Here is a 26,713-nt window from a genome sequence, read left to right as displayed (position 1 = left end):
GCCTGGCGCATAGGCCAATTGGCCGCTCCTGACGCGGTTACCGACCATGGGGCACGGGCACAGGTCGGGGTATGGGCTGGACGCACGACTACGGTGACGCAGCACGCAACCGCCGGTCGGCCAGTGGGCCGATCACCCAGGAGAGGGGCGGCCCCCCGACTGAGGGCCATGAGCATCCGGGGCAAGGGATCGGTATTCCCCGCATCCTCAGGCGCCGCGCCCGCTGGGTGTCGGCGCGGCTGCGGCATACCCGCGGCTGAGTTGCGGCATACCCACGGCTGACGTACCCACGGCTGACGTACCCACGGCTGACGTACCCACGGCTGACGCACGCGGCGCCACCACCTCATCGCCGGTACCGCACCGCCACCACGCAGGCGCTACAGCGCACACTGCTGCGTGTCCACCTGCTGGTTGGCGGTCAGGCCGAATGAGATGTCCTCGCGGATCTCGTCGACCGTCAGGGCGTAACCGGTGTCCGGGTCGTCCAGCGACCTCGCGAAGATGACGCCGTACACCCTGCCGTCGGGCGTGAGCAGCGGTCCGCCGGAGTTGCCCTGACGGACCGTCGTGAACAGCGAGTAGACATCGCGGCGCACCGTGCCACGGCGGTAGATGTCGGGGCCGTTGGCGTTGATCCGGCCGCGGACGCGGGCCGAGCGCACGTCGTATGCCCCGTTCTCCGGGAAGCCCGCGACGATCGCGCTGTTGCCACTGCGCGCGTCCGTGTCGGCGAACTGGAGCGACCGCGCATTGAGGTCGGGCACGTCCAGTACAGCGATGTCGCGCTGCCAGTCGTAGAGGACGACCTTCGCGTCGTACAGCTTGCCCTCGCCGCCTATCTGCACGGTCGGCTCGTCGACCCCGCCGACGACATGCGCGTTGGTCATCACGCGGCGCTCGCCGAAGACGAAGCCGGTGCCTTCGAGGACCTTGCCGCAGCTCTGCGCGGTGCCCACGACCTTAACGATGGACCGCTGCGCGCGGGCGGCCACCGGGCTGCCCGCGAGTGCCGGGTCCGGCGCCTGGACCTCGGTGATGGGCTCGTTGGAGAACGGGCTGAAGACCTGCGGGAAGCCGTTCTGCGCGAGGACGGAGGAGAAGTCCGTGAACCAGGTGTTGGCCTGATCGGGCATCACCCGGGAGACCCCGAGCAGCACCTTGGAGTTGCGGACCTCCTTGCCGAGCGTGGGCAGCGAGGTCCCGGCGAGCGCGGAGCCGATCAGCCAGGCGACCAGCAGCATCGCGACCACGTTGACCAGCGCGCCGCCGGTGGCGTCCAGGGCGCGCGCGGGTGACCAGGTGATGTGTCTGCGCAGCTTGTTGCCGAGGTGGGTGGTGAAGGCCTGGCCCACCGAGGCGCAGACGATCACAATCACGACGGCCACGACGGCGGCCGTCGTGGACACGTCGGAATCGTTGGTCAGCTGACCCCAGATCACGGGCAGCAGATACACGGCGACAAGACCGCCACCGAGGAAACCGATCACCGACAGGATGCCGACGACGAAACCCTGGCGGTAACCGACGATCGCGAACCACACGGCGGCAACCAGCAACAGAATGTCCAGCACGTTCACCGTCATTTGCCTCGCAGATTCGTCGCCTATGCTCCGTCGGGCTGGAGCGGCTGGGGTCAGCCTGTCATGAGCGCCAGTCCAGCGTGACCTGCTTGGCGCGGTCCCATGGTCGTTCCCATCCTGCGAAATGCAGGATGCGATCGATCACACCCGCGGTGAAACCCCAGACCAGAGCCCCCTCGACCATAAAGGCCGGGCCGCGGTAACCGCTCGGGTGCACCGTCGTCGCACGGTTGGCGGGGTCCGTGAGATCCGCCACGGGCACCGTGAACACCCGCGCGGTCTCGGCCGGATCGACCGCCCCCACCGGGCTCGGGGCGCGCCACCATCCCAGTACGGGCGTGACAACGAAACTGCTCACCGGGATGTAGAGCTTGGGCAGTACGCCGAAGATCTGGACGCCCGCCGGGTCGAGGCCGGTTTCCTCCTCGGCCTCGCGCAGCGCGGCCCGCAGCGGCCCGGTGGTCGCCGGGTCGCCGTCCTCCGGGTCGAGCGCGCCGCCGGGGAAGGACGGCTGCCCCGGGTGCGAGCGAAGGCTCCCCGCACGCTCCATGAGCAGCACCTCGGGACCCCTGTCGCCCTCGCCGAACAGGATCAGGACGGCCGACTGCCGGCCGCGGCCGCTCTCGGGCGGCAGGAAACGGCTGAGCTGCTCCGGCTCGACGGTGTCCGCGGCGCGCACGACGGGGTCGAGCCAGGCGGGCAGCCCGTCGGCGGTGATGGCGACCTCGCCGTCACCGCTCGTCTCGTAACCCCCGTCGTACGTCTCGTTGAACGTGTCGTCGTACGTGTTCTCTCCAGCTCTCATCAGGGCACCCCTCGTTCACAACGCCTTGGGGCGCTTGGATCGTTCCGTGACTCGTACGGCCTGAGGCCCGGGCACGCCTGGGTGGCTGAGTCCCGCGGGCACGCCTGGGGACTGAGGCCGTGGCACTCGTACCTCCCCCGGCTCGGCCGGCACTCGTACCTCCCCCGGCTCGGGCAGCAGCGTCACCCGGCCGCTCCGAGCGGTGGGGCCGGCTTGCCCGGATAGTCCGGCGGCGGGTTCAGGCGCTGGCCCGGCAGTCCGCCCAGCTCGTACTTCAGCAGCTTCTTCGCCTTCTCCGGGTCCGTCTCGCCCTCTCCGTACGACGGGCACAGCTGCGTGATCGGACAGGCACCGCAGGCCGGTTTCCGGGCGTGGCAGATGCGGCGGCCGTGGAAGATCACCCGGTGCGAGAGCATCGTCCACTCGCTCTTGGGGAAGATCGCGGCCATCTCCGCCTCGATCTTCACCGGGTCCTCCTGCTCCGTCAGCCGCCAGCGGCGCACAAGGCGCATGAAGTGGGTGTCGACGGTGATCCCGGGCACCCCGAAGGCGTTTCCCAGGACCACGAAGGCTGTCTTGCGGCCCACGCCGGGCAGCTTGACGAGGTCTTCGAGGCGGCCGGGGACATTGCCGCCGTGGTTGTCCCGCAGGGCGGTCGCCAGGCCCATGATCGACTTGGTCTTGGCGCGGAAGAAGCCGGTCGGGCGGATGAGCTCCTCGACCTCCTCCGGATTCGCGGCGGCGAGGTCCTCGGGCGTCGGGTACTTCGCGAAGAGTGCGGGCGTGGTCTGGTTCACCCTGAGGTCCGTCGTCTGGGCGGACAGGACCGTGGCCACGAGCAGCTGGAAGGGATTTTCGAAGTCCAGCTCCGGATGGGCATACGGATAGAACTCGGCCAGCTCACGGTTGATCCGCCGGGCACGGCGGACTGTCGCTAGCCGCGATTCCGATTTGACCGATTTGGTCGTTTTCTTGCCGCCGGGCGAGGACTGTTCGCCCACAGCGGAATTCAGCTTTCCGGACACTCTCCCAGCCCCCTTGGCCTGCGCTCTCACCGGCGAATTGGACACCCGGCCAGCCTACGGTCCCCCACTGACATCCGCCCCGGTCACAGGTAATCGGGACCCAATCGGGCCCCTGCCGCACGAACAGGCGCTCCAGTGCGTCAGACTTGTTGTGATTGATCGCACGGTTTTACTGCTGGTGATCCGGCCCCCGCGCCGCTGTACAGTGCAGCGCCGCCCTACGGTGCTGCGGCCTCGGTCCAATGCAGCGCGGTCCGGCATCATGGGGCCACCACCCCTGAGCAGCAGGGGCCACGGTCCCTGAGCAGGTCGACAAGGAGAGAACTCGTGGACGACGTTCTGCGGCGCGCCCCGCTCTTCGCGGCGCTCGATGACGAGCAGGCCGCGGAGCTCCGCGCCTCGATGAGTGAAGTGACGCTCGCCCGCGGCGACGCGCTCTTCCACGAGGGCGACCCCGGCGACCGCCTCTACGTGGTCACCGAAGGCAAGGTCAAGCTCCACCGCACGTCCCCCGACGGCCGCGAGAACATGCTCGCCGTCCTCGGCCCGGGCGAGCTGATCGGCGAGCTGTCCCTCTTCGACCCGGGCCCGCGCACGGCCACGGCCACCGCGCTGACCGAGGTCAAGCTCCTCGGCCTCGGCCACGGCGATCTGCAGCCCTGGCTGAACGTACGCCCCGAGGTGGCCACCGCGCTGCTGCGCGCCGTCGCCCGCCGACTGCGCAAGACCAACGACCAGATGTCCGACCTGGTCTTCTCCGACGTGCCGGGCCGTGTGGCCCGTGCGCTCCTCGACCTGTCGCGCCGCTTCGGCGTGCAGTCGGAGGAGGGCATTCACGTCGTCCACGACCTGACCCAGGAAGAGCTGGCCCAGCTGGTCGGCGCCTCCCGCGAGACCGTGAACAAGGCACTGGCCGACTTCGCACAGCGCGGCTGGCTCCGGCTCGAGGCGCGGGCCGTGATCCTGCTGGACGTGGAGCGGCTCGCGAAGCGTTCGCGCTGAGCAGCGGCAGAGGACGGCCACCGGCAGCGGCGGCTGACGGCAGCTCCTGACGTACGACCTACGTCATAGGTACGACAGGCGTACGACAAGGACAGACGTACGACAAGGCCCGCCCGGGACGACTCCCGGGCGGCCCTTGCGCATGCGCGGGACGACGGCTCAGATCAGTCCGTGCTCGCGCAGATACTCCAGCTGCGCCCGTACCGAGAGCTCCGCGGCGGGCCACAGCGACCTGTCCACGTCCGCGTACACATGCGCGACCACCTCGGCAGGCGTCGTATGCCCGTCCTCGACCGCCGTCTCCACCTGCGCCAGCCGGTGGGCGCGGTGGGCCAGATAGAACTCGACCATGCCCTGTGCGTCGTCGAGTACGGGCCCGTGGCCCGGCAGCACCGTATGCACCCCGTCGTCGACCGTCAGCGAGCGGAGTCTGCGCAGCGAGTCCAGGTAGTCGCCGAGCCGCCCGTCCGGGTGCGCGACCACCGTCGTACCGCGCCCGAGGATCGTGTCGCCGGTCAGCACGGCCCGGTCGGCGGGCAGGTGGAAGCAGAGCGAGTCGGCCGTGTGGCCGGGGGTGGGAACGACGCGCAGCTCAAGCCCGCCGACCCGGATCACATCCCCCGCCGTGAGCCCCTCGTCGCCGAGCCGCAGCGCCGGGTCGAGGGCACGCACAGTCGTACGCGTCAGCTCGGCGAAGCGCGAGGCGCCCTCGGCATGGTCGGGGTGGCCGTGCGTGAGCAGGGTCAGGGCGACCCGCTTGCCCGCCTTCTCCGCCGTGGCGACGACCTGGTTCAGGTGGGCGTCGTCGAGCGGGCCCGGGTCGATGACGACGGCCAGCTCCGAGTCCGGCTCCGAGACGATCCAGGTGTTGGTGCCGTCCAGCGTCATCGCGGAGGGGTTGGGCGCGAGAACGTTCACGGCGCGGGCGGTGGCGGGCCCGGAGAGCACGCCACCGCGGGGCTGCCCGGGCAGAGCCGCTGCTTCGGTCATCGCACACCTCCGGCGTGTGCGCGGGCCCCGGTGTGGTCCGTCATCGCGAGCCCTCCGTCGGGATGTGCTTGGTGAACTCGTCGTGGCCCGGCCAGCTCAGCACCAGTCTCCCGTCCTCCAGCCGCGCCTTGGCCAGTACGGGAGTGAGGTCCTGCTCCGCCGCCGCCGACAGCGCCGCCCCGGCCGTCGCGTACGGCTGAAGCGCCCGGAGCGTGGAGAGTGTCGGCGGCATCATCAGCAGGTCGCCCTTGTCGTAGCCCGTCGCCGCCTCCTCGGGGCGGATCCACACCGTACGGTCCGCCTCCGTCGACGCGTTCCGCGTCCGCTGGCCGTGCGGCAGGGCCGCCACGAAGAACCAGGTGTCGTAGCGGCGCGGCTCGAACTCGGGGGTGATCCAGCGCGCCCACGCCGCGAGCAGGTCGGAGCGCAGCACCAGACCCCGCCGGTCCAGGAAGTCCGCGAAGGAGAGCTCCCGGTCGACCAGCGCCCGCCGGTCCGCCTCCCAGTCGTCGCCCGTCGTGTCGCCGACGACCGTGTCGGGCGTGAGGCCTGCGAGCAGGACGCCCGCCTCCTCGTACGTCTCCCGGACCGCCGCGCACACAATGGCCTGCGCGGATGCCGTGTCCACGCCGAGCCGGTCCGCCCAGTCCGCGAGCGAGGGGCCCGCCCACCGGACCGGCCGGGAGTCCCGTGTGTCGACCCCGCCGCCCGGATATGCGTACGCGCCTCCGGCGAATGCCATGGAGGCGCGTCGGCGCAGCATATGGACGGCAGGCCCGTCCGCAGTGTCGCGCAGCAGTATCACGGTCGCGGCCCGCTTCGGCGGCACGGCGGTGAGCTCACCGCTCGCGAGCGCGCGAATGCGGTCCGGCCACTCCGGCGGGTACCACTGACCATTGGACATGGACGGATGCTATGCGCATCCGTCGGGATGTTCGAGGGGCGGCCATGCCCTGCCGCCCCTCGAACCCCCCTCACAAACCCGGGCCCCCCGTCATGTGCCCGCGTTGGAGTTGCCGCGGAGTTTCACATTCGCGGTGCTCGCGTTCTTGATCGCCGTTTCGATCTGGGCCATCGACGAACCCGAGGTCAGCCCCGGCACGGTCGCCGAGTTCACCGCGTACAGCGTGAAGGTGTACGGATGGGTCGAGCCGCCCGGGCAGGGCCCGAAGAACTTCTGCGAGTTCGCCCCGCTGCCCATCGCCTTCTGCTTGGCGCCGGCCTGGCCCGGGACGTCGTAGCCGGACCCGAGCCCCTCGGGGAGGGAGAGGTTCGCCGCGGGAATGTCCCAGATCGCCCAGTGCAGCTTGTTGCCGCTGTTCGCGACGTCGGCGAAGACGATCGCATAGCTCTTCGCCCCAGAGCTGCCCGCGCCCCACGCCAGCGGTGGCGACGGATCCTGGCCCGCCGTGCCGTCACCGGCGCAGGTGTACTTCGCCGGGATGGTCGCGTTGTCGTTGAAGGCACCGCTGGTCAGCTTGAAATCGCCGGGCTGCGGATTGCCGCCCGAGTAGACGATGTCGATCAAGAGGATCCGGTCGTTGCCGGCCGTGCCGTCCTTGTCCGTGGACGTGGTGAGCCAGATGTCGCCGTCGTGGTCGACCTCGACGGTGCGCAGCCGGTCGTAGGTCCCCTGGAAGTACGTCTTCTGCTCGACCAGGTTGCTGCCGGCGTCGATGCGCAGCCGGTAGACGCGCCGGCCGACGGTGGTGGCGACGAAGACGTAGTCGTTGATGATGGTCAGTCCGCTGGGTGAGGCCGAGGACGTGGGCCAGGTCTTCTTGGGCGCGATGTAGCCGGAGCAGCTGCCGCTGGTGCCCTCACAGTTGGGCCAGCCGTAGTTGCCGCCCTTCTGGATGAGGTTGACCTCGTCCATGGTGCTGTTGCCGAACTCCGCCTGCCACAACCGGCCCTGGGAGTCGAAGTCGAGACCCTGCGGGTTGCGGTGGCCGAGCGACCAGACCGCGTTGCCGAACGGGTTGTCCGACGGGATCGTGCCGTCCGGGTTGATCCGCAGGATCTTGCCGTTGAGCGAGTTCTTGTCCTGCGCCCGGCTGCCGCTCTGGGCGTCACCCATCGACGCGTACAGCTTGCCGTCGGGGCCGAAGCGCAGCCGGCCGCCGTTGTGGAAGCGGCTCTTCTCCATGCCCTGGAGCAGGATCTTGTAGTCGCTGAGCGCGTTGTTCTCGTACTTCATCCGTACGATGCGGTTGCCCTCGGCGGCGGTGTGGGCGAAGTAGAGGTAGTGGTCGGTGTTGAAGCCGGGACTGATCTCGACGCCGAGCAGACCGCCCTCACCGCCCGTGCCCACGGCATTGGGGACCTTGCCGATCAGCGTCTTGGTGCCCGACTTGGTGAGCCGGTAGACGTTGAAGGTGTTCCGCTCGGTGTAGATGCCGGAGCCGTCGGGCAGGAAACCCAGACCCCAGGCCACATCCACGCCGCCGGCCAGGGTCGATACGGCACCGGGGTCGGGGACGCCGCCGGGCCGGCTGCCGCCGGTGGTGACCGTGATCTCCGTGCTGAAGTCGGACTTGTTGCCCTTCAGATCGAAGGCCCTGACCTTGAACTTGTACGCGGTGTTGGCCCTCAGGCCCGCGATCGTCGTCGTGGTGGAGTCGGCGGTGCCGGCTGCGGCGCCGTCGCGGTAGATCTCGTACCCGGTGACCTTCGCATTGTCCGTGGAGGCGTTCCAGGCGAGATCGACGCTGGTCGCGGTCCTTCCGGTGGAGCGCAGATTGCCCGGCACGCTCGGCGGCTGGTTGTCCGGCGGGGCGGGCTGGGTGGCGATGGTGACGGCGTTGCTCGCGGCGGAGACATTGGCGGCGGCGTCACGGGCGAAGACCGTCCAGTCGTACGAGGTCTCGGGGTTGAGGCCCTCCACCGTGGCGGCGAGCGTGCTGCCGTCGACCTGCTTCATCAACTGGCCGTGCTGGTAGATGTCGTAGCCGGTGACCTTGACGTTGTCGGTGGACGCGTCCCAGGCCAGCGAGACGGTGGACGCCGTCGGCTCCTTGTCCTTGCGGAGGTTGGAGGGCGGGGTGGGCTTCTCGGTGTCGGCCGGGCCGCTCGCGGTGACGGTGAGTTTGTCGAGGTTGGGGCCGTCGCCCGCGGATGTGGTGGCGCGGATCTTGTTGGAGCCCGCCTTGAGGGCCGCGTTGACGGTGGCGGCCTTCCAGGTGGTCCAGGCGCCGGTGGCGGGGAACGCGAGGTCGTCGGCGACCGAGGTGCCGTTCACCGTGATGTCCAGGGGGCGGCTCGCGGTGGAGCCGTTGGCGTAACGGAAGTCCAGCTTGGCGTTCGCAGCCTGAGCGGAGTCGACGGCGAACTCCACGTAGGCGCCCGTCACGGCCTGGAAGTTGACGAAGCCGGTGCCGGAGTAACCGGCGTGATTGGACTCGACGGCACCCTGGGAGATCGTCCCGGACTCGGCCTCGTAGTCCGTGCCCGCCTGGTTGTCGGCGGGAGTGACGTCGATGAAGTCCAGGTTGGGGCCGCCTTCGGGGGCGGTGGCGGTGGCGCGGATGGTGTTGGTGCCCGCCTTGAGCGTGACCGTGGTGGTCACGGCGGACCAGGTGGTCCAGGCGCCGGTGGGCTGGAAGGTGAGATGGGCGGAGGCGACCGCTCCGTTGACGGATATGTCCAGCGGGCGGTTGCCGGTGGTGCCGTTGGCGTAGCCGAGGGCCAGGGTGGCGCTCCCCGCGGCGGGGGCGTTCACGGTGAACTCGGCATAGCCCCCGGCGACATTGGTGTAGTTGACGAAGCCGGTGCCGGAGAAGCCCGCGTGGTTGGACTCGGTTACGCCGTGCGAGACGGTCGCCGATTCGGCCTCGTAGCGGACCGGCGCGGCGCTCACGGTTTCTTCGGCATGGTGGGCGGCCGACTGGGCGTTGCTCAGGGTGGGCAGGGCCACGGTTAAGGCTGCGGTGGCCGCGGCCACGAGAGCACCGACCGCTCTGCGCGACCGGCGGGGGGTTGGTGCCACGGATCCCTCCTGCGTTCAGATGGTTAGGAAACGTTCCTAACCGTGGACAGGTCACACCCGGCGACGCGTCCACGTCAAGAGAGATGCAAGGGTCTACCGAAGACGAGTGAGGCCCCGCCTCCGCCGGAAAACCAGCGGACACGGGGCCTTATGTATGGCCTGACCAGGAGCTTCACTCCCGTACAAGCTGCGCACTGTGCTGAACGATCGGTCAGTCCGAAACGATCGCTCTGCCGGACGAACCCATCGTCATACCTGAACGCTCAGTCAGTTTTGAAAGGTGAGTCAGTCCTGGACGAGCTCGACCTGGATCTCGATCTCCACCGGAGCGTCCAGCGGCAGCACCGCGACGCCCACCGCGCTGCGCGCGTGCACACCCTTGTCGCCCAGCACCTCGCCCAGCAACTCACTCGCGCCGTTGATCACGCCGGGCTGCCCGGTGAAGTCCGACGCCGAAGCGACAAAACCAACAACCTTCACAACCCGGGAGATCCGGTCCAGATCACCGACGACCGACTTCACGGCCGCCAGCGCATTGAGCGCGCAGGTGCGGGCGAGCTCCTTGGCCTCCTCGGGGGTGACCTCGCCGCCCACCTTTCCGGTGACCGGAAGCTTGCCCTCCACCATCGGGAGCTGGCCCGCGGTGTAGACGTACGGACCCGACACCACGGCCGGCTGGTACGCGGCCAGCGGCGGCACGACCTCCGGCAGCGTCAGCCCGAGCTCCGCCAGCTTTCTCTCGACGACGCCACTCATGCCTTCTCCCGCTTCAGGTACGCCACGAGCTGCTCGGGGTTGTTCGGCCCGGGAACGACCTGGACGAGCTCCCAGCCGTCCTCGCCCCAGGTGTCCAGAATCTGCTTGGTCGCGTGCACGAGAAGGGGCACGGTCGCGTATTCCCACTTGGTCATGGAGCCGACTGTAGCCGCACCTCACCCGCACCTGTGGGCAGCCTCGTGCGTAGCCCGCCGCCCGACTGGTTAGGCTCGAATACGTGAGCAGGCTCCAGGTCGTCAGCGGCAAGGGTGGTACCGGTAAGACGACGGTCGCCGCCGCCCTCGCGCTCGCCCTCGCCACCGAGGGAAAGCGGACACTCCTCATCGAGGTCGAGGGCAGACAGGGCATCGCGCAGCTCTTCGAGACGGAGGCACTTCCGTACGAGGAGCGGAAGATCGCCGTCTCGTCGGGCGGCGGAGAGGTGTTCGCGCTGGCCATCGACGCCGAGCGCGCCCTCCTCGACTACCTCCAGATGTTCTACAAGCTGGGCGGTGCGGGCCGCGCGCTCAAGAAGCTCGGCGCCATCGACTTCGCGACCACGATCGCACCGGGCGTACGGGACGTACTGCTGACCGGCAAGGCGTGCGAGGCCGTACGCCGCAGGACCAAGCAGGGGCCGTACGCGTTCGACTACGTGGTGATGGACGCCCCGCCCACCGGCCGCATCACCCGGTTCCTCAATGTGAACGACGAAGTGGCCGGTCTTGCGAAGTTCGGCCCGATACACAATCAGGCGCAGGCCGTGATGCGCGTGCTCAAGTCCCCCGAGACGGCGGTCCATCTGGTGACGCTCCTTGAGGAGATGCCGGTCCAGGAGACCGCGGACGGCGTCGCCGAACTGCGTGCCGCAGGGCTCCCCGTCGGCAAGGCGATCGTGAACATGGTGCGCCCACACATCCTCGACGAGGAGGCGGTGCGCAGCGCGGCCGGCGGCCGGCGTGCGGACATCGCCAAGGTGCTCACGGCGGCGGGCGTCAGCGGCTCCGCGAAGCTCGTCACCCCGCTCCTGGAGCAGGCCGCGGACCACGCCCAGCGCGTCGAACTGGAGCGCGAGCAGCGCGCCACGCTCTCCGACCTCGATCTGCCCACCTACGAACTCCCCCTGCTCAGCGAGGGAGTCGACCTGGCGGGGCTCTACCAACTGGCCAAGGAACTGCGGAAGCAAGGGACCGGTTCATGACCCTGGACGCGTCGGCCACCCTCGAAGTCGACCCGCTCATCGACAACCCGGCCACCCGGATCATCGTGTGCTGCGGCTCCGGCGGCGTCGGCAAGACGACGACCGCCGCGGCTCTCGGCGTACGGGCGGCCGAGCGCGGCCGCAAGGTCGTCGTCCTGACCATCGACCCCGCCCGCAGGCTCGCCCAGTCCATGGGCATCGACTCCCTCGACAACACCCCGCGCCGGGTCAAGGGCATCGAGGGCGACGGAGAACTGCACGCCATGATGCTCGACATGAAGCGCACCTTCGACGAGATCGTCGAGTCGCACGCGGACGCCCAGCGGGCGCGCGCGATCCTGGAGAACCCCTTCTACCAGTCCCTGTCGGCCGGTTTCGCGGGCACACAGGAGTACATGGCGATGGAGAAGCTGGGGCAGCTGCGCGCCCGCGACGAGTGGGACCTGATCGTGGTCGACACCCCGCCGTCGCGCTCCGCTCTCGACTTCCTGGATGCGCCGGGGCGCCTCGGGTCGTTCCTGGACGGCACGTTCATCAAGCTGCTGATGGCCCCGGCGAAGATGGGCGGCCGGGCGGGGATGAAGTTCCTCAATGTCGGCATGTCGATGATGACGGGGACGCTCGGCAAACTGCTCGGCGGTCAACTCCTGCGTGACGTGCAGACCTTCGTGGCCGCGATGGACACCATGTTCGGCGGCTTCCGCACCCGGGCCGATGCCACCTACCGGCTGCTGCAGGCGCCCGGCACGGCGTTCTTGGTGGTCGCGGCGCCGGAGCGGGACGCGCTGCGGGAGGCTGCGTACTTCGTGCAGCGGCTGGCGGCGGAGGAGATGCCGCTGGCCGGTCTGGTCCTCAACCGGGTCCATGGCAGCGGCGCCGCCAGGCTGTCCGCCGAGCGGGCGCTTGCCGCCGCAGAAAATCTTGACGAGGGCCGCATTGTGGATCAGAGGTCCGGGAAGACTGGTGTTCGTGACGCCACGGGCGCCTCTCCCGAATCCCCGCCCGCGGACGAAACCGACCATACTGACCGCACCACGGAACAACTGACCGCGGGGCTGCTGCGTCTGCACGCCGAACGGATGCAGGTGCTCGCGCGTGAACAGCGGACGCGCGACCGCTTCACCGCACTCCACCCCGAGGTGGCGGTTGCCCAAGTGCCCGCGCTGCCCGGCGATGTACACGATCTCGCCGGCCTTCGGGCCATCGGTGATCGGCTCGCGACCGGTGGTGGCGATCCGGCCGGAGCTGCGTAGAGACGACAGCGGGTGGTTGCCGCTTCACGGGCTCCCGGCACACGGGAAATCCGTGTACGGGACCCTCGCGTACGGAACCCTCGTGGGCTGTGCCACGCCGAGGGCTACCCCACCGCGGACCGTCCCACCGAGGACACCGTGGGCTACCCCACCGCTGCGTATGTCTCGTACGTCTCGTCGTCGTCGAGACCCACGGGCAGAATGCCCGCACTGCGCTCGTATTCCGTGCGCGCGGTCTCCAGCAGTCTTCGCCAGGAGGTGACCGTGGGACGCCTGCGCAGCAGTGCACGACGCTCCCTTTCGGTCATTCCGCCCCAGACGCCGAACTCGACGTGGTTGTCGAGCGCATCGGCCAGGCACTCGGTCCGCACCGGGCAACCGGTGCACACCGCCTTGGCCCTGTTCTGCGCTGCCCCTTGTACAAACAGTTCATCCGGATCGGTAGTGCGGCAGGCTGCCTGCGCACTCCAGTCGGTTACCCAGCCCATACCGGTGCCGTCCTCTCCCGAATCGAGGCTCCCCCACGGCGGCAGCGGCATATTCACCGCTGCCAGTTGAGGACGTTACGGAAGGTGGGCACAGCGCAACACCCCCTTCGGGCCCAATCTTGAATGGCCCGAACGGACTATGGGTACGCGGCAGATCACCCAGGGGAGTGAGCTGGGGGCATACGCGACTATCTGGAAAAATAGGGGCAATTCAGCTGGGTCACAACGGACGTCGGACGACGCATGAGGCGAATTCGGACATCAGCCCGCAAGATTCGGGATACAGGGGGGTCTTGGAAGGGCTTGATGCAGAACCGCACGGCTGTGACAGTTGAGAGCAGCTTAGGCCAAGGCATATACGCGTGTCCGGTGATTCAGAACGTAGGCTGCCCCCATGGCAAAGAAGCGCTCCGGCGGAGGTCTGACAGGGACCCAGCAGGCCGCCAAGTTCCTCGGTGTCAGCGTGCTCTCCGGAGCTGTGCTGGCAGGCATCGCCCTGCCCGCCGTCGGCGCACTGGGACTGGCCGCCAAGGGCACGGTGAAGGGATTCGACGAGATCCCCGCCAACCTCAAGACGCCGCCGCTGAGCCAGCGCACCACGATCCTGGACTCGCAGGGCGGGCAGATCGCCACGGTCTACTCCCGCGACCGCACGGTGGTGCCGCTCAAGGACGTCTCCCCGTACATGCAGAAGGCGATCGTCGCGATCGAGGACTCGCGCTTCTACGAGCACGGCGCGGTCGACCTCAAGGGCGTGCTGCGCGCACTCAACCGCAACGCCCAGTCGGGCGGGGTCTCCCAGGGCGCCTCCACCCTCACCCAGCAGTATGTGAAGAACGTCTTCGTGGAGGAGGCCGGCGACGACCCCGACAAGGTCGCCCAGGCCACCCAGCAAACGCTCGGCCGTAAGATCCAGGAGCTCAAGTTCGCGATCCAGGTCGAGGAAGAGCTGGGCAAGAAGAAGATCCTCGAGAACTACCTCAACATCACCTTCTTCGGGCAGCAGGCGTACGGCATCGAGGCGGCCTCGCACCGCTACTTCTCCAAGTCGGCCAAGGATCTGAAGCTGGAGGAGGCCGCGATGCTCGCCGGCATCGTCCAGTCCCCCAGCCGCTACGACCCGGTCAATGACACGCAGGAGGCGACCAAGCGTCGCAACACCGTGCTGCAGCGCATGGCCGACGTACGCGACATCACCCAGGCGGACGCCGACAAGGCCAAGGCGATCCCGATCCAGCTGAAGGTCAGCAAACCGAAGAACGGCTGTATCACCGCGGCCAGCGGCGCCGGCTTCTTCTGCGACTACGTACGCGAGGTGTTCCTCTCCGACCCGGTCTTCGGCAAGACCAAGGAGGACCGGGCCAAGGTCTGGAACCGGGGCGGCCTGACGATCAAGACGACCCTCGACCCGCAGGCGCAGAAGTCGGCGCAGAAGTCGATCAAGAAGCACGTCTACCAGACGGACGAGGTCGCCACCGCGGTGACGATGGTCCAGCCGGGCAGCGGCAAGATCCTGGCGATGGGCCAGTCACGGCCGTACGGCTTCGGAAAGACCGAGACGCAGATCAACTACTCGGTCAACCAGGGCATGGGCGGCTCGAACTACGGCTTCCCGGTCGGCTCGACCTTCAAGCCGTTCGTCGCCTCGGCGGCGATAGAGCAGGGCAGGCCGCCGACGCAGATGTATCCGGCGCCGTACCAAATGCCCTACCCCTCCCAGGTGGCGACCTGCAGCGGAAAGCCGTGGGTCAACCTCGGCAACCAGCGCCTGGAGAACGAGAACGAGTCCGAGGTCGGTCCGTACGCCCTCAAGGACGCGATGGCGAAGTCGGTCAACACCTACTTCGTGCAGATGATCGCCGACATCGGTCTCTGCCCGGTGATGGAGATGACCCAGCGGCTCGGAGTGGTGCAGGGCAACGGCAAGAAGCTGCCCGAGGAGCCCTCCGCGCTGACCCTGGGCTCCACCGGTATCTCACCGCTGACGATGGCCGGTGCGTACGCGACCTTCGCCAACCGCGGCACGTACTGCACGCCGACCGCCATCGAGTCGATCAGGACGGCCGACGGCAAGAACCTGGAGGTGCCGCAGAGCACCTGCACCAAGGCCATGACCGAGCGGACCGCGGACACGATCAACACACTGCTGCGCGGAGTGATCGATTCCGGTACGGGTCGGCAGGCTGGTCTGCAGAGCCGTGACAACGCGGGCAAGACGGGTACGACGGACGGCCGGAAGAACGCCTGGTTCGTCGGCTACACCCCGAACCTGTCCGCGGCCGTCTGGGTCGGCAGCCCCACCCAGCAGGTGAAGATGGAGCACATCTACATCGGCGGAAAGTACGAGGACAAGGTTTTCGGTGGTCAGGTCCCCGGACCGATCTGGCGGGACGCGATGACCGGGGCGCTGGACGGGAAGGAAGCGCCGCCGTTCAACAGCGTCGTGATTCCGGACCCGCCGAAGGAGAAGCCCGAGAAGCCGGACGACAAGCCCGGCGACAACCGGGGCCAGGGCAACGGCGGGCAGGATCCGTTCCCCGGCATCTCGATCCCGCCGGACATCATCGGCGGCGGGAACAACCGCGGCCAGGGGAACGGCGGCGGGAGCGGCGGGAAGTTCCCGTAGAGACTGAAGGGAGAAGGGGACCCGGCCTGGCTGCCGGGTCCCCTCTCTCTGTATCCGCCGTCGCTCAGCCCGCGAGAAGCCGCTTCACCGTGGCGGCCAGCCGACCGCCCTCGGCGCGGCCCGCCACCTTCGGGTTCACGATCTTCATCACGGCACCCATGGCACGCGGCCCCTCGGCGCCGGCGGCCTTCGCCTCCTCGACGGCCTGCGCGACGATGGCGCCGAGCTCGTCGTCCGTCAGCTGCTGCGGCAGGTAGGCGTCGAGGATGACGCCTTCCGCCTTCTCGCGCTCGGCCTGCTCGGGCCGGCCGCCCTGGGCGAAGGCGTCGGCCGCCTCACGGCGCTTCTTCGCCTCCTTGGCGATCACCTTCTGCACCTCGTCGTCGGAGAGCTCGCGGGCCGTCTTGCCCGAGACCTCCTCCTTGGAGATCGCGGCGAGGGTCAGCCGAAGGGTCGAGGAGCGCAGCTCGTCGCGCGCCTTGATGGCGGTGGTGAGGTCTTCGTGCAGCTTGGACTTGAGGGTAGTCATAACTTCTTCATAGCCTTTTCTCATGGACCCGGTCAACGAGGATTCGCAGGTCAACAACGACTCGGAACGGCTCCGCAGGCTGGCCCGGACAGCCGGGTCGCAGCGGGACACACGCAGTCGTACCGACTGGACAGGGGAACCGGCGGCGATCTACTGCCGGATTTCGCACGTCAACGACGACGATCAAACCGGTGTCGACCGACAAGAGCGTATCTGCCGGGACATCGCGCAGCGCCTCGGTGTGACGGTCGGTCAGCACATGGTCTTCGTGGACAACAACCGATCGGCGTGGCAGCGCAACCGGAAGCGGAAGGGGTGGGATGCCCTACTCGATGCCGCACGGTCCGAAGGCGTCCGGCACATCCTGACCTACCACCCCGACCGGCTGATGAGGCAGCCTCGCGACCTTGAGGAGCTTCTTCAGATCGCGGACGACCACAGCATCACCCTGCACGGGCAGGCGAACCAACGGGACCTTGCCGACCCCGACGACCGGTTCCTTCTGCGCATAGAGGTAGCACACGCTTGCAGGTCCAGCGACGACACCTCCCGACGACTCAAAGACGCACTGATCGACCGCGCCCAGGACGGCAAGCCGCACACCGGCAAGCGGCGGTACGGCTACGACAAGAGCGGCACGGCCATCATTCCCGCAGAGGCAGAGATCGTGCGCGAGATTTTCTCGCGGTACCTCGATGGGGAGAGCACGACGGCCATCGCCGGGGATCTCAACCAGCGGGGAGAGCTGACCGCACTCGGCAGGGGGTGGAACAGCTTCAACGTTCGGACGATCTTGGGCAGTCGCCACGTAGCGGGTATCCGCGTCTTTCGGGGCGAGGAGTTGGGGCAGGGCGAGTGGCCGGCGATCATCCCTCGGGGCACGTGGGACGAGGTGCAGGAGCGCCGCAGCTACCGCACGGCAGCGAGCCGGGGCCAGTACGCGCCCAAGCATCCGTACATCCTTCGCGGGCTGGTCGTGTGCAAGGGGTGCGGCAACCGGATGGGCGGAAGCGGAGGCAAGTACATGTGCAATCGCGCGGCCCGTTCCGACGCACTGCGCTGCTACCGCACCGCCAGCAGCGTGCCCCTTGAGAAGTTCGTGAGTGATGCTGCGATCAAGCTGCTCGAGCGGTTGGACGTGACTGGTCAAGAGAGCGCCGCTGTCCTGTCGGAGGAGGATCAGGCGGCAATCGAGGCCGACCACGGAGAGCTCGCCGAGCTCAAGGACATGTGGGACAAGCGAGAGCTGAAGACCCACGAGTACCGCGCCATGAAAAAGACGGTCGAGGAGCGGATCTCAAGGACTGAGCGCAAGCTCGTCGTCAGGCCGGCAGTCGAAGTGCTCAGAGGTCTGGCCGGTCCGGATGCGGAGAGCAACTGGCACAAGCTCGTGGAGGCCGAGGAGTACGACCGGATGAATGCAGTTCTGCGGTTCCTCTTCAACGCCGTGATCATCGACGAGCCGACCACCAAGGGGCGGTACTTCGACTTCGGCCGTGCGGACATCGACCCCAACCCCCTCTGACAGGCAACGAGGTAGGAGAGTCGCCAGGTGTGTGAAGCAGTACTCATTCCTCGTTGCCGGCGCGGGTCACATTGGCCTCGCAATCCTCTGCGATGCGCCACGCGCCTTTGGCATTGCCCGTCAGGTCATTGGCCTCGATCACGCCACCGCCACCCTCGTAAATCCATACCGCCTGATATTGGTTGCCGTTGATCCGGTTGGCGCGCAAGGTCGGGTTGCCACCCGTTGTGATCGTCACACCCGTCAACGCGTTTCCGGTGATGTCGTTGTCCTCCAACGTGCCCATGCCGCTGTCATGGACGAAGACGCCGCCCGTCTTGCCGTCGTGGATCCGGTTGCGACGCAGCGTGGGATCACCGCCCGTCTTGATCTCCACACCCGCCAAAGCGTTGCCAGTGATGTCGTTGTCCTCCAACGTGCCCATGCCGCTGTCAAGGACCAAGACGCCGGAAGCCTTGCCGTCGTGGACCCGGTTGCGACGCAGGCGCGGATCGGCACCCGTTTTGATCGTCACATTCGTCGAAGCGTTGCCGGTGATGTCGTTGTCCTCCAGCGTGCCCATGCCGCTGTCATGGACGAAGACGCCGCCCGTCTTGCCGTCGTGGATCCGGTTGCGACGCAGCGTGGGATCACCGCCCGTCTTGATCTCCACACCCGTCAAAGCGTTGCCGGTGATGTCGTTGTCCTCCAGCGTGCCCATGCCGCTGTCGTAGATGAAGACGCCGCCCTGCTTACCGTCGTGGATCCGGTTGCGACGCAGCGTGGGATCACCGCCCGTCTTGATCTCCACACCCGTCAACGCGTTGCCGGTGATGTCGTTGTCCTCCAGCGTGCCCATGCCGCTGTCATGGACGAAGACACCGCCCGTCTTGCCGTCATGGATCCGGTTGCGACGCAGCGTGGGATCACCGCCCGTCTTGATCTCCACACCCGCCAAAGCGTTGCCAGTGATGTCGTTGTCCTCCAACGTGCCCATGCCGCTGTCAAGGACCAAGACGCCGGAAGCCTTGCCGTCGTGGACCCGGTTGCGACGCAGGCGCGGATCGGCACCCGTCTTGATCGTCACATTCGTCGAAGCGTTGCCGGTGATGTCGTTGTCCTCCAGCGTGCCCATGCCGCTGTCATGGACGAAGACGCCGCCCGTCTTGCCGTCGTGGATCTGGTTGCGACGCAGCGTGGGATCACCGCCCGTCTTGATCTCCACACCCGCCAAAGCGTTGCCAGTGATGTCGTTGTCCTCCAACGTGCCCATGCCGCTGTCAAGGACCAAGACGCCGGAAGCCTTGCCGTCGTGGATCCGGTTGCGACGCAGGCGCGGGTCGGCGCCGTTGCGGATGGCGACGCACGCGAGGCCCTGGCTGCTGATGTCGCAGCCTTCCAGGTCCAGGCGCCCCTGGGTGATGTCTACGCCGTACCATTTACCTCCGGTCTGGCGCAGGGTCAGGTTCGCGACGCGGCCGATACTGGCCTGGAACATCAGCGCGTTGGCGTCGCGGGCGCGGATCTCGATGTCGGCGACCGGGCCGTCGCCGAGGATTTCCAGCGGCTTGTCGACCACCAGGCCCTCCTCGTAAAGGCCCGGTCGGACCAGGATCCGGTCACCGGGTTTCGCGGCCTTGATCGCGGCGCTGATCGTGGCGAAGTCTCCCCGCTGATAGGGATCCACCACATGGGTCGGCGGCTCGGTCTTGGCCGTGGCTCTGGCCGCGCCCTCCGTCTGCTCTGCCGCCCCGGCCGTCGCCTCAGTTTCCTCCGCACGCCTGGCAGGGCGCGCCGGGGTGGTGGCGGGAGGATGCCAGAACGTATCCCGCATCCGCGACGCCAGTTGCGCGATGGACTTGCGTACCAGCGGTGAGGTGAACGGCTCGAACCGCAGCTCCCGCCAGTCGACGTGCTGCCGTGAGGCCAGCATCCTGGCCATCTCATCGGCTTCGCGCAGCTCGGGATCATCCAGCTCCCGGGCACTGATGTAATACACCGGCAAGATCAAGTCCTGTCGGCCCAGGTCACCTTCCCGCTCGAGAAACCGTGCCACCTCTGCCCGACAGGCGGGGCTGCGGAACAGGCTCGGCGTGATGATGACCAGCAACAGTGTCACTGCGTCCAGCGCTTCATCGATGCGCTGTTGCCAGTTCTGCCCCCAGGCGACGTCGTTACGATCCTGGAAGATCGCGAACTCCTCGCCGGTCTGCGCCCGGACTTCGGTACCGAGCCGTTCCCGGAACTGGGTGAGTAGACCATCGTCGTGCTGGTCATTGAAACGGACATAGCTCATGAACGCCACAGGCTCACCGTGCATGGCCCCCCTCCCCACTACAGACGAGACCGACTCCGCTGCTGCGGCGATCCCTTGGCCCCATTCCCCTCAAGGCCACCCCGACACAACGCCGCACCCATGATCTCCCGTATGAAGTGGCCGCAGGGCGGGAATCGTTGAGAACTCCCCAGTCCAGGCACGGGGGCAAGAGATAGTGCGGGCGCCGAAGAGCATAGGAGTGAAGCTGAACCTGCGCGTGCTGGAGATCTCCGTGCGCGTCTCCGTCCGCGTCTCCTTCCCTGGGTGTCTCCGTCCGTCCCTGCCTCCGTCCGCGTGTTCGTCATGCGGCCGACACATTGCGGCCGCTCGATGGCGACGGCTACGTCGCCTTCCGGCCACCGCCCGTTGACAGGCTGCACAGATGCTCGCCGTGCCCCTTCCCGTGGACACCCGCCGCTGCCAACTGCTGGGACTGGTGGGCTCGGGAGCGCTTGCCACGGGTGGCGTGACCGCGGGTGCGCTGCCCGTACGGGAGGCTCTTGCGCCGGAGTCCGGGCGGGCGGCGCTCGGCCTGGTCGCCACGTACTTCGGACTCGTACTGCTGGTCGCGGCCTGGGCGCTGCTGGGCAGGGCGGTGCGCGGCCCCGAGCCGCCGGCCCCGCGCACCCTGCTGCTCACGCTCGGGCTCTGGGCAGCGCCGCTGCTGCTGGCGCCCCCCCTCTTCAGCCGCGACGTGTACAGCTATCTCGCCCAGGGCGCCATGGTCGACGCCCAGATAGATGTGTACGCGAACGGGCCGTCCCGGCTCGGCGGACCGCTGACCGACGAGGTCGCACCGCTCTGGCAGCACACCCCCACTCCGTACGGGCCGCTGTTCCTCGCCTGCGCGACGGCGATAGCCGATCTCTCGCGTACGGAGGTGTCCGTCGGGGTGCTCGGCATGCGCTTCGTCGCACTGCTCGGGGTCGCGGTGATGGTGCTCTGCCTGCCGGCGCTGGCCCGGCGCTGCGGGGCGGACCCGGCCGCGGCCCTCTGGCTCGGGGCGCTCAATCCGCTCCTGCTGCTGCATCTCGTCGGCGGCGCCCACAATGACGCGATCATGCTCGGCCTGCTGGGCGCGGGCCTGGTCGCGGCGCTCGGACGATGGCCGATCCTCGCTGCCGTGCTGGTCACGCTCGCCGCCCTGGTGAAGGCTCCCGCCGCGTTGGGACTGGTCGCTGTCGCCCTGCTCTGGGGCCGTCAGCTGGGCGGCCGGACTCCACGGCTGAGGGCCGGTCTCGCGGTGGTGGGCACAGCTGCGGCGACGACGGCGGTGACAACGGCCGTCGCGGGCACGGGCTACGGCTGGATAGGCGCGCTGGACACTCCCGTATCGCCGCAGAACTGGTCGATCACCTCGTCACTGGGCCGGATGACCGGCGCGCTGCTTACTAACGCGGGCAGCGGTCTGGCCCAATTCGCCGCCCCCGCCTGGCACTTGGCGGGACTGGCCGCCACCGCACTGACCGTACTGATCGCGTGGCGGCGCCACCATCGAGTGCGTCCGGTGTACGCACTCGGGCTGAGCCTGATCGCGGTGGCCGTCCTCGGCCCGGCGATACGGCCTTGGTATGTGCTGTGGGGGCTGTTCCTGATAGCCGCCGCCGGGCCCGACAGACCGGTGCGGCGGGCGGTCGCGGCCGCAAGCGCGGTGCTCGCCCTGGCCGTACTGCCGAGCGGTTTCGCTCCGGAGGGGCCACAGCTGGCGCTGGCGACGTGCGGTGGGGTCCTGGCGGTGCTGGCGCTGTGGTGCGCCCATCGCATCGCGGGGCGCGCGGCGTCACATGCCGGGACCGACGCGCTGGGGAGCCCGGCATGACCACGACCTGGCCGAGGAGCACGCGCGGGCGGCTGTTCCTCGTCGTGGGACTGGCGGCCGCGACCGCACTCTTCCTCGCGACGGTCCCGCTGCACCGGCACTGGTTCGACCTCCGCGTCTACTACGGAGCCGTCGACAGCTGGCAGCAGGGCGGCCGCATCTACGACTACCTGGTGCCGGGCACGCACTACGGCTTCACCTATCCGCCGTTCGCCGCGATCTGCATGCTGCCGATGACCCTGATCGGCTGGCCGGGCGCCGTCGCGATCAGCGTGCTGCTCAATGTCTCGGCGGCGGCTGCGGTGCTGTACTGCTCGGCCGCCGCGGTCGTACGCCGGCAGGGCTGGAGCCGGTGGTACACGTTCGCCGTCGCGGGCTGTCTGTTCGCCCTGCTGGAGCCGGTCCGCGACACATTCAGCTTCGGCCAGGTGAATCTGCTGCTGCTGGCGCTGGTACTGGCGGATGCGTGGCTGCTGTCCAAGGGCGGGGGGCGGGCTGCGGGACGGGGAGGGTCCGCCGGCCTGGGACGGTTCGCGGGCCTGGGACGGTTCGCGGGCCTCGGCATCGGTCTCGCAGCCGCGATCAAGCTCACCCCGGCCATCTTCATCGGCTACCTGCTGATCACCCGCCGCTGGCGGGCCGCCGCGACAGCCTCGGGGGTCGCGATCAGCGCGACGCTGCTCGCGCTGTGGCTGGCACCCGGCGCCTCGCGTGTCTACTGGACCGAGGCGATGTGGGACACGGACCGCGTGGGACGGCTCGCCTATGTCTCCAACCAGTCCTGGCAGGGCGTACTGGCTCGGCTCGCCGAACCCGACGACCCGAGCCGTACGGTGTGGGCGCTCGGCGTACTCGTACTCCTCTGCGTCTGGGTCCGGCGGGTACGCCGTGCTGTCGCCGTGGGTGACGAGCTTGCGGGTTTCGCGCTCACCGGCCTGACGGCCTGCCTGATCAGCCCGGTCACCTGGGTGCACCATTTGGTCTGGGTGTTTCCGGCCCTCGCCGTCCTCACCGACGCCGGGCTGCGGGCCGGCCAGGAGGACCCACGGCGTAGGAGACTGCTGCTGAGGTGGGCCGGAACGATCTATGTGGTCCTGTGCAGCAGCGTCGTATGGCTGTGGAGCTGGGGAGCCGGGGGCATCGACGGCTTCCTGGGGAGTAATACGTACGTCTGGATCTGTCTTGGCCTGCTGCTCGCGCTGCCGCTGCGCGAAGGCGCGACGTCGGACGTACCGGCGGCGGCCCCGGGCGGGCCGCAGACGACGTCGGGCAGGCCCGGGGGACTCGCCCGCCCGCTCCCTCAACCCACCGGGTCTGCAACGATGGGCGCATGCGCGCACGCTACGGAGTACCCCTGGGAATCACGGCATTCGGCGCGGCCGGCCTCGCCTACGCCGCCGGCTTCGAGGTCCGTTCCTTCCGCCTCCGACGGCTGACGGTCCCGGTGCTGCCGCGCGGCATGCGGCCGCTGCGCGTACTCCAGGTCTCCGACATCCACATGGTGTGCGGCCAGCGCAAGAAACGCGCCTGGCTCCAGTCGCTCGCAGGCCTGCGCCCGGACTTCGTGGTCAACACGGGCGACAACCTGTCCGACCCGGAGGGCGTGCCCGAGGTCCTCGACGCCCTTGGTCCACTGCTCGACTTCCCCGGCGTCTATGTCTTCGGCTCCAACGACTACTACGGGCCCAAACTGCGCAACCCGGCCCGCTACCTCATCGAAACGGCACGCGGCAGGCACGGCCTGAACGGCAACGCCCCGGCGGTCGGCGTGGTCCACAACCCGTGGGAGATCCTGCGCGACGCCTTCGACGAGGCCGGCTGGGTGAACCTGAACAACACCCGCGGCCGCCTGAAGGTGGACGGCTACGAACTGGCCTTCACCGGCCTCGACGACCCCCACATCAGACGCGACCGCTACGACACCGTCACGGGCGGCCCGGAGCCGGGCGCCGACCTGTCCCTGGCCGTGGTCCATGCCCCGTATCTGCGCTCGCTGGACTCTTTCGCGGCGGACGGCTACCCCCTGATCCTGGCGGGTCACACCCACGGCGGGCAGCTCTGCGTCCCCTTCTACGGAGCGCTGGTCACCAACTGCGACCTGGACACGGCCCGCGCGAAGGGCCTCTCCACCCACAGCACGGCGGGAAATGTCTCCTACCTGCACGTCTCGGCAGGCTGCGGCACGAACCGCTACACGCCGGTGCGCTTCGCGTGCCCCCCGGAGGCGACGCTGCTGACACTGGTGGGGCGCGACTGAGGCTGGCCTGGCAGAGGTGCGGGGCCCGCTGGTGAAGCCGCCTGGAGAGCGGCGAAAACCGGATTTCGTCTGGGAGCGCGGGTGGGCTAAAGTAATCGATGTCGCCGCGACAGCGGTGACATCGGGGTGTAGCGCAGCTTGGCAGCGCGCTTCGTTCGGGACGAAGAGGTCGTGGGTTCAAATCCCGCCACCCCGACAGAGAAACACCAGTTCAGGGCCGGTGCTGAGAGATCAGCACCGGCCCTGAACTGTTCTCCAGAGGCTCTCTGGAGAAATCCTGGAGAAGATCTTGGAAATCGTCTCCAGACCAGTGCCCTACCCGCGAGCCCTCAGCAGCGCATCCAGAGCAGCAACGGGCGAGCCGGGGCTCATCGCCCGGCGCGCGTCCAACGCCTCCTCCCACATTCCGGTGAGCGCGGTCATCAGCGCCTGCCGCATGCCAGCCGTGATGTGGTCATAGCGGGACTGCACCGAGCCGTCCTCGTGACCCATGCGTTCGTCCATCAGCTTCGGCGGGGTCCCCACCTCTCTCATCAGGGTCTTGTGCGTATGGCGCAGCCCGTGCGGCGTCAGCCCCGGAGCGATCGGCACCCAGCACGCCTCAGCCCGCTTGGAGGCTCCTCGCCCACGTGCGGGAATCCCGGGCCACGGCTCAGCGACCACCGGCACAGGGTGCTCTTTCTGATCGCCGCGTCCGGGGTACCGTCCCGTGGCGGCAGGTCGAAAGAGCCAGGTGGCGAAGCCCGAGCGTCGCCAGTGCGCGGCCAGCTCCCCCGCTCCCGCGTTACGGACGTACCCGAGTTCGGTGATCGCATCCAGCACCTTCAGGCGAGTCGGCTCCGCCACAGCGCCGGGGCGGTTGAGGACGTTGGAGACGGTGCCTGTCGAGACGCCGGCGCGTCGAGCGACGTCGACCAGCTTTGCTCCCGGACGGTTCACAGAGCCATTGGCAGCGCCGTGACCACGGAAGACATAGGCCAGTCCGTGGCACTCACAAGGCTTCGGTTTCGTCCGGGCGATGTGGCTCGCAACCAGTACGGCGAGGAAATCCGGAGCGTCAATATCCCGGTACGAGTCGTCCTTGGGCGGGCAACGGTGCAGTTCGCCGGTGTCCAGCTCGTAGAGCTGCCACTCAACGCGAATGCTCTTCGGTCGGACGAACTCGGTCTCAAGGCCAACGATCTCGCCCCAGCGCATGCCTGTGTAGCCCTTGAGGATGCCGCCAACGAACTCATCGTCCCGGCCGGACAGCAGCGCCATCCTTTCGGCGAGCAGCAGAATGCCGAGCGCTGTGGTGACAGCCTTCTCCGGGCCACGGTTGCGGGAGCGGCCGGCGCGCTTCCCTCGTCCGCGCCGCTTGGTTGCCGGGTTGGAGTCGCGCAATCCCTCGTCAACCGCGTCGGCAAGGATCAGGTGCAGTGTCGCCCGCCATGTCTTGACGCTGGTAGCCGCGTAGGGAACGGCGCGTTCGCGCTTCTCCCAAGCGGCAATGTCGGTGCTCAAGATGTCGGCAATGGCGAAATCCTCGAACGCAGGGAGCAGGTGCTCTTCGATGTGCCGCCGGTAGTTCTGCATGGTGGACGCCGCCAAGTCCTGTGCGGCGTACCAGCGGTTCACGTAGGCGCCAAAAGTGATCCGCTCAGGAGGCGCCTTCTTCGTTCCGGCCAACAGCTTCGCTTCTTCGGCGTCCGCCGCCTTCTTTGCCGCTGCCTTGGTCCGGAAGCGGATGGCGTCACCATCGGCATCGCGCACAGTGGCGTACTTGCCGGGCGCGAGCTTGTACCGGCCGCGCCAGTAGCTGCCGAGGTTCTCGGCGTAACCCAACTTGCTCTCCCTATCGGCGGGGTTGCCGCCCGGCTGGAGGGCCGGGCGGCACACGGAATCAGGCTGCGGTGGACTGCGATTGGCCGTGTCGCGCCCTGCGCGGGGTCCTTGCCTTCAGCGAGGTGACGGACACCGCTGCGGTGGCCGCCCGGCGGCGCGGCGCTTGTGAGACTGGTACGGCAGCGCTGCTGCTTTCGGTGGGACGGCTCTCGAAGATGCGCGTTATCTCTGCAACGTGGTCAGCCGTGAACCGGTAGCTGCCTCCGGGCTTGGTGAAGGGAATGCGTCCCCTCCGGGCCTGTTCCTTCACCCACCACTCGGAGCAACGGAGAGCTTGGGCAACATCCGCAGCAGAGTAGAGCTGAGGCAAGCCAGTGATCTTCTGACGCACTTTCATGTCTCCTCTTGGGCTCGCTTCGGGGGTTCCGACGCTTGGACCTGTCCGAGGCCCAGATTTCTGCGTCATCGCGTCACGCACGTCATTTGTGCCTCTGACCTGGGGTTATGCGGTGACGCGGGCAGTGCGGGGCGTGTCACAGGGCGGGGCGGGGTTCTGTCACCCGTGACGCGGATGACGGGCGGTGACGCAGATTTCGGCCGTCTGCGTCACCGCTGTAGCCGCTGGTCAGCGACCGGTTTCGGGTGGCTGGTGACGTGGGTGACGCAGGGTCTCTTCTCTTAGGAAAGAGACGGGGTGGTGTCTGTGGTGGTGCGGCTCGGCTCAGGACGAATGCGGAGCCGCGCAGCGG

The 26,713-nt window shown here is 68.3% G+C and carries 22 protein-coding genes and 1 tRNA gene; 10 read left to right on the top strand and 13 right to left on the bottom strand.

The genetic code is table 11. The features are described 5' to 3' along the window. The first annotated feature begins 71 nt into the window (after nucleotides 1-71). The gene (locus tag ACQEVG_RS20945) at nucleotides 72-260 is read left to right on the top strand and encodes a hypothetical protein (protein ID WP_360880597.1); all 189 of its coding nucleotides are present in this window, start codon (nucleotides 72-74) and stop codon (nucleotides 258-260) included. 120 nt (nucleotides 261-380) lie between these two features. Here the strand turns inward: ACQEVG_RS20945 and ACQEVG_RS20940 are convergent, their stop codons facing one another. From ACQEVG_RS20940 to nth, 3 genes are all read right to left on the bottom strand, one after another. Next, complete coding sequence (locus ACQEVG_RS20940) at nucleotides 381-1,580, bottom strand: MarP family serine protease (protein WP_432992779.1); 1,200 nt, start codon at nucleotides 1,578-1,580, stop codon at nucleotides 381-383. Nucleotides 1,581-1,644: 64 nt separating this feature from the next. Continuing rightward, a complete protein-coding gene (locus ACQEVG_RS20935; RefSeq protein ID WP_432986189.1) occupies nucleotides 1,645-2,388 on the bottom strand; it encodes an NUDIX hydrolase in 744 nt (247 codons plus the stop codon). A 182-nt stretch (nucleotides 2,389-2,570) separates the two neighbouring features. Continuing rightward, a complete protein-coding gene (gene nth, locus ACQEVG_RS20930) occupies nucleotides 2,571-3,413 on the bottom strand; it encodes an endonuclease III (protein WP_432986187.1) in 843 nt (280 codons plus the stop codon). 327 nt (nucleotides 3,414-3,740) lie between these two features. Between nth and ACQEVG_RS20925 the strand changes: the two genes are divergently transcribed. Continuing rightward, complete coding sequence (locus tag ACQEVG_RS20925; RefSeq protein WP_187741560.1) at nucleotides 3,741-4,415, top strand: Crp/Fnr family transcriptional regulator; 675 nt, start codon at nucleotides 3,741-3,743, stop codon at nucleotides 4,413-4,415. Nucleotides 4,416-4,574: 159 nt separating this feature from the next. Here ACQEVG_RS20925 and ACQEVG_RS20920 read toward each other — a convergent pair whose 3' ends face one another. From ACQEVG_RS20920 to ACQEVG_RS20900, 5 genes are all read right to left on the bottom strand, one after another. Beyond that, nucleotides 4,575-5,405, bottom strand: coding sequence for an MBL fold metallo-hydrolase (locus tag ACQEVG_RS20920; protein ID WP_432986184.1), 831 nt, complete (start codon nucleotides 5,403-5,405; stop codon nucleotides 4,575-4,577). 40 nt (nucleotides 5,406-5,445) lie between these two features. Next, on the bottom strand, nucleotides 5,446-6,309 hold the full coding sequence (locus ACQEVG_RS20915; RefSeq protein ID WP_432986182.1) for an NUDIX hydrolase: 864 nt from the start codon (nucleotides 6,307-6,309) through the stop codon (nucleotides 5,446-5,448). 90 nt (nucleotides 6,310-6,399) lie between these two features. Beyond that, nucleotides 6,400-9,318: a PQQ-dependent sugar dehydrogenase gene (locus ACQEVG_RS20910; RefSeq protein ID WP_432986180.1), complete on the bottom strand. Its 2,919-nt coding sequence runs from the start codon at nucleotides 9,316-9,318 to the stop codon at nucleotides 6,400-6,402. Between the two features lie 357 nt (nucleotides 9,319-9,675). Beyond that, on the bottom strand, nucleotides 9,676-10,146 hold the full coding sequence (locus ACQEVG_RS20905; protein ID WP_432986178.1) for a RidA family protein: 471 nt from the start codon (nucleotides 10,144-10,146) through the stop codon (nucleotides 9,676-9,678). Continuing rightward, nucleotides 10,143-10,301: a DUF4177 domain-containing protein gene (locus ACQEVG_RS20900; protein ID WP_003967454.1), complete on the bottom strand. Its 159-nt coding sequence runs from the start codon at nucleotides 10,299-10,301 to the stop codon at nucleotides 10,143-10,145. Before ACQEVG_RS20900 ends, ACQEVG_RS20905 begins: the two co-directional genes overlap by 4 nt. Nucleotides 10,302-10,384: 83 nt before the next feature. Between ACQEVG_RS20900 and ACQEVG_RS20895 the strand changes: the two genes are divergently transcribed. Continuing rightward, nucleotides 10,385-11,347: an ArsA family ATPase gene (locus ACQEVG_RS20895; RefSeq protein ID WP_432986176.1), complete on the top strand. Its 963-nt coding sequence runs from the start codon at nucleotides 10,385-10,387 to the stop codon at nucleotides 11,345-11,347. Beyond that, nucleotides 11,344-12,600 carry an ArsA family ATPase gene (locus tag ACQEVG_RS20890; RefSeq protein ID WP_432986174.1) on the top strand — a complete coding sequence of 419 codons (1,257 nt, stop codon included), beginning with the start codon at nucleotides 11,344-11,346 and terminating at the stop codon, nucleotides 12,598-12,600. The genes ACQEVG_RS20895 and ACQEVG_RS20890 overlap by 4 nt, the downstream gene beginning before the upstream one ends. Before the next feature lie 143 nt (nucleotides 12,601-12,743). On the opposite strand, the gene ACQEVG_RS20885 is transcribed toward ACQEVG_RS20890, so the two are convergent. Next, the gene (locus ACQEVG_RS20885) at nucleotides 12,744-13,088 is read right to left on the bottom strand and encodes a WhiB family transcriptional regulator (RefSeq protein ID WP_360880570.1); all 345 of its coding nucleotides are present in this window, start codon (nucleotides 13,086-13,088) and stop codon (nucleotides 12,744-12,746) included. Nucleotides 13,089-13,482: 394 nt separating this feature from the next. Between ACQEVG_RS20885 and ACQEVG_RS20880 the strand changes: the two genes are divergently transcribed. Next, nucleotides 13,483-15,714, top strand: coding sequence for a transglycosylase domain-containing protein (locus ACQEVG_RS20880; RefSeq protein WP_432986171.1), 2,232 nt, complete (start codon nucleotides 13,483-13,485; stop codon nucleotides 15,712-15,714). 64 nt (nucleotides 15,715-15,778) lie between these two features. Here the strand turns inward: ACQEVG_RS20880 and ACQEVG_RS20875 are convergent, their stop codons facing one another. After that, nucleotides 15,779-16,243 carry a GatB/YqeY domain-containing protein gene (locus ACQEVG_RS20875; protein ID WP_432986169.1) on the bottom strand — a complete coding sequence of 155 codons (465 nt, stop codon included), beginning with the start codon at nucleotides 16,241-16,243 and terminating at the stop codon, nucleotides 15,779-15,781. Between the two features lie 22 nt (nucleotides 16,244-16,265). Between ACQEVG_RS20875 and ACQEVG_RS20870 the strand changes: the two genes are divergently transcribed. Beyond that, nucleotides 16,266-17,768 (top strand): recombinase family protein, encoded by a 1,503-nt coding sequence (locus tag ACQEVG_RS20870; RefSeq protein ID WP_432986167.1) that lies wholly within the window; start codon nucleotides 16,266-16,268, stop codon nucleotides 17,766-17,768. 43 nt (nucleotides 17,769-17,811) lie between these two features. Here ACQEVG_RS20870 and ACQEVG_RS20865 read toward each other — a convergent pair whose 3' ends face one another. Continuing rightward, nucleotides 17,812-20,043: a right-handed parallel beta-helix repeat-containing protein gene (locus tag ACQEVG_RS20865; RefSeq protein ID WP_432992776.1), complete on the bottom strand. Its 2,232-nt coding sequence runs from the start codon at nucleotides 20,041-20,043 to the stop codon at nucleotides 17,812-17,814. A 403-nt stretch (nucleotides 20,044-20,446) separates the two neighbouring features. On the opposite strand from ACQEVG_RS20865, the gene mptB reads away from it, so the two are divergent. The 4 genes from mptB (at nucleotide 20,447) to ACQEVG_RS20845 (ending at nucleotide 24,336) form a co-directional block, all read left to right on the top strand. Then, nucleotides 20,447-21,883 (top strand): polyprenol phosphomannose-dependent alpha 1,6 mannosyltransferase MptB, encoded by a 1,437-nt coding sequence (gene mptB / locus ACQEVG_RS20860; RefSeq protein ID WP_432986165.1) that lies wholly within the window; start codon nucleotides 20,447-20,449, stop codon nucleotides 21,881-21,883. Continuing rightward, entirely contained in the window at nucleotides 21,880-23,319 is a 1,440-nt protein-coding gene (locus ACQEVG_RS20855; RefSeq protein ID WP_432986163.1) for a glycosyltransferase 87 family protein, read from the top strand. Before mptB ends, ACQEVG_RS20855 begins: the two co-directional genes overlap by 4 nt. Next, entirely contained in the window at nucleotides 23,214-24,140 is a 927-nt protein-coding gene (locus ACQEVG_RS20850; protein ID WP_432986161.1) for a metallophosphoesterase, read from the top strand. The genes ACQEVG_RS20855 and ACQEVG_RS20850 overlap by 106 nt, the downstream gene beginning before the upstream one ends. A 122-nt stretch (nucleotides 24,141-24,262) precedes the next feature. Next, nucleotides 24,263-24,336 (top strand) — tRNA-Pro (locus ACQEVG_RS20845). A 119-nt stretch (nucleotides 24,337-24,455) separates the two neighbouring features. Here ACQEVG_RS20845 and ACQEVG_RS20840 read toward each other — a convergent pair. Next, nucleotides 24,456-25,964, bottom strand: a complete 1,509-nt coding sequence (locus tag ACQEVG_RS20840; protein ID WP_432986159.1) for a LacI family DNA-binding transcriptional regulator — start codon at nucleotides 25,962-25,964, stop codon at nucleotides 24,456-24,458. Nucleotides 25,965-26,022: 58 nt separating this feature from the next. Next, nucleotides 26,023-26,361, bottom strand: a complete 339-nt coding sequence (locus tag ACQEVG_RS20835; RefSeq protein WP_432986157.1) for a helix-turn-helix domain-containing protein — start codon at nucleotides 26,359-26,361, stop codon at nucleotides 26,023-26,025. Between the last annotated feature and the right edge of the window lie 352 nt (nucleotides 26,362-26,713).

The sequence above is a fragment of the Streptomyces sp. CA-135486 genome, assembly GCF_050936555.1.
Classification (GTDB): domain Bacteria; phylum Actinomycetota; class Actinomycetes; order Streptomycetales; family Streptomycetaceae; genus Streptomyces.
The sequence above is the reverse complement of the archived record's forward strand: the minus strand, read 5'-3'. Positions and strand labels throughout refer to the sequence as shown.

Bases quoted from the DNA above. Each gene is read 5' to 3' on its own strand.
- ACQEVG_RS20885 (WP_360880570.1), bottom strand. From the start codon at position 13,088: ATGGGCTGGGTAACCGACTGGAGTGCGCAGGCAGCCTGCCGCACTACC.
- ACQEVG_RS20875 (WP_432986169.1), bottom strand. From the start codon at position 16,243: ATGACTACCCTCAAGTCCAAGCTGCACGAAGACCTCACCACCGCCATC.
- ACQEVG_RS20945 (WP_360880597.1), top strand. From the start codon at position 72: ATGGGCTGGACGCACGACTACGGTGACGCAGCACGCAACCGCCGGTCG.
- ACQEVG_RS20855 (WP_432986163.1), top strand. From the start codon at position 21,880: ATGACCACGACCTGGCCGAGGAGCACGCGCGGGCGGCTGTTCCTCGTC.
- ACQEVG_RS20900 (WP_003967454.1), bottom strand. From the start codon at position 10,301: ATGACCAAGTGGGAATACGCGACCGTGCCCCTTCTCGTGCACGCGACC.
- ACQEVG_RS20890 (WP_432986174.1), top strand. From the start codon at position 11,344: ATGACCCTGGACGCGTCGGCCACCCTCGAAGTCGACCCGCTCATCGAC.
- ACQEVG_RS20915 (WP_432986182.1), bottom strand. From the start codon at position 6,309: ATGTCCAATGGTCAGTGGTACCCGCCGGAGTGGCCGGACCGCATTCGC.
- ACQEVG_RS20865 (WP_432992776.1), bottom strand. From the start codon at position 20,043: ATGAGCTATGTCCGTTTCAATGACCAGCACGACGATGGTCTACTCACC.
- ACQEVG_RS20850 (WP_432986161.1), top strand. From the start codon at position 23,214: ATGCGCGCACGCTACGGAGTACCCCTGGGAATCACGGCATTCGGCGCG.
- ACQEVG_RS20920 (WP_432986184.1), bottom strand. From the start codon at position 5,405: ATGACCGAAGCAGCGGCTCTGCCCGGGCAGCCCCGCGGTGGCGTGCTC.
- ACQEVG_RS20905 (WP_432986178.1), bottom strand. From the start codon at position 10,146: ATGAGTGGCGTCGTCGAGAGAAAGCTGGCGGAGCTCGGGCTGACGCTG.
- ACQEVG_RS20880 (WP_432986171.1), top strand. From the start codon at position 13,483: ATGGCAAAGAAGCGCTCCGGCGGAGGTCTGACAGGGACCCAGCAGGCC.
- ACQEVG_RS20870 (WP_432986167.1), top strand. From the start codon at position 16,266: ATGGACCCGGTCAACGAGGATTCGCAGGTCAACAACGACTCGGAACGG.
- ACQEVG_RS20835 (WP_432986157.1), bottom strand. From the start codon at position 26,361: ATGAAAGTGCGTCAGAAGATCACTGGCTTGCCTCAGCTCTACTCTGCT.
- ACQEVG_RS20935 (WP_432986189.1), bottom strand. From the start codon at position 2,388: ATGAGAGCTGGAGAGAACACGTACGACGACACGTTCAACGAGACGTAC.
- mptB (WP_432986165.1), top strand. From the start codon at position 20,447: ATGCTCGCCGTGCCCCTTCCCGTGGACACCCGCCGCTGCCAACTGCTG.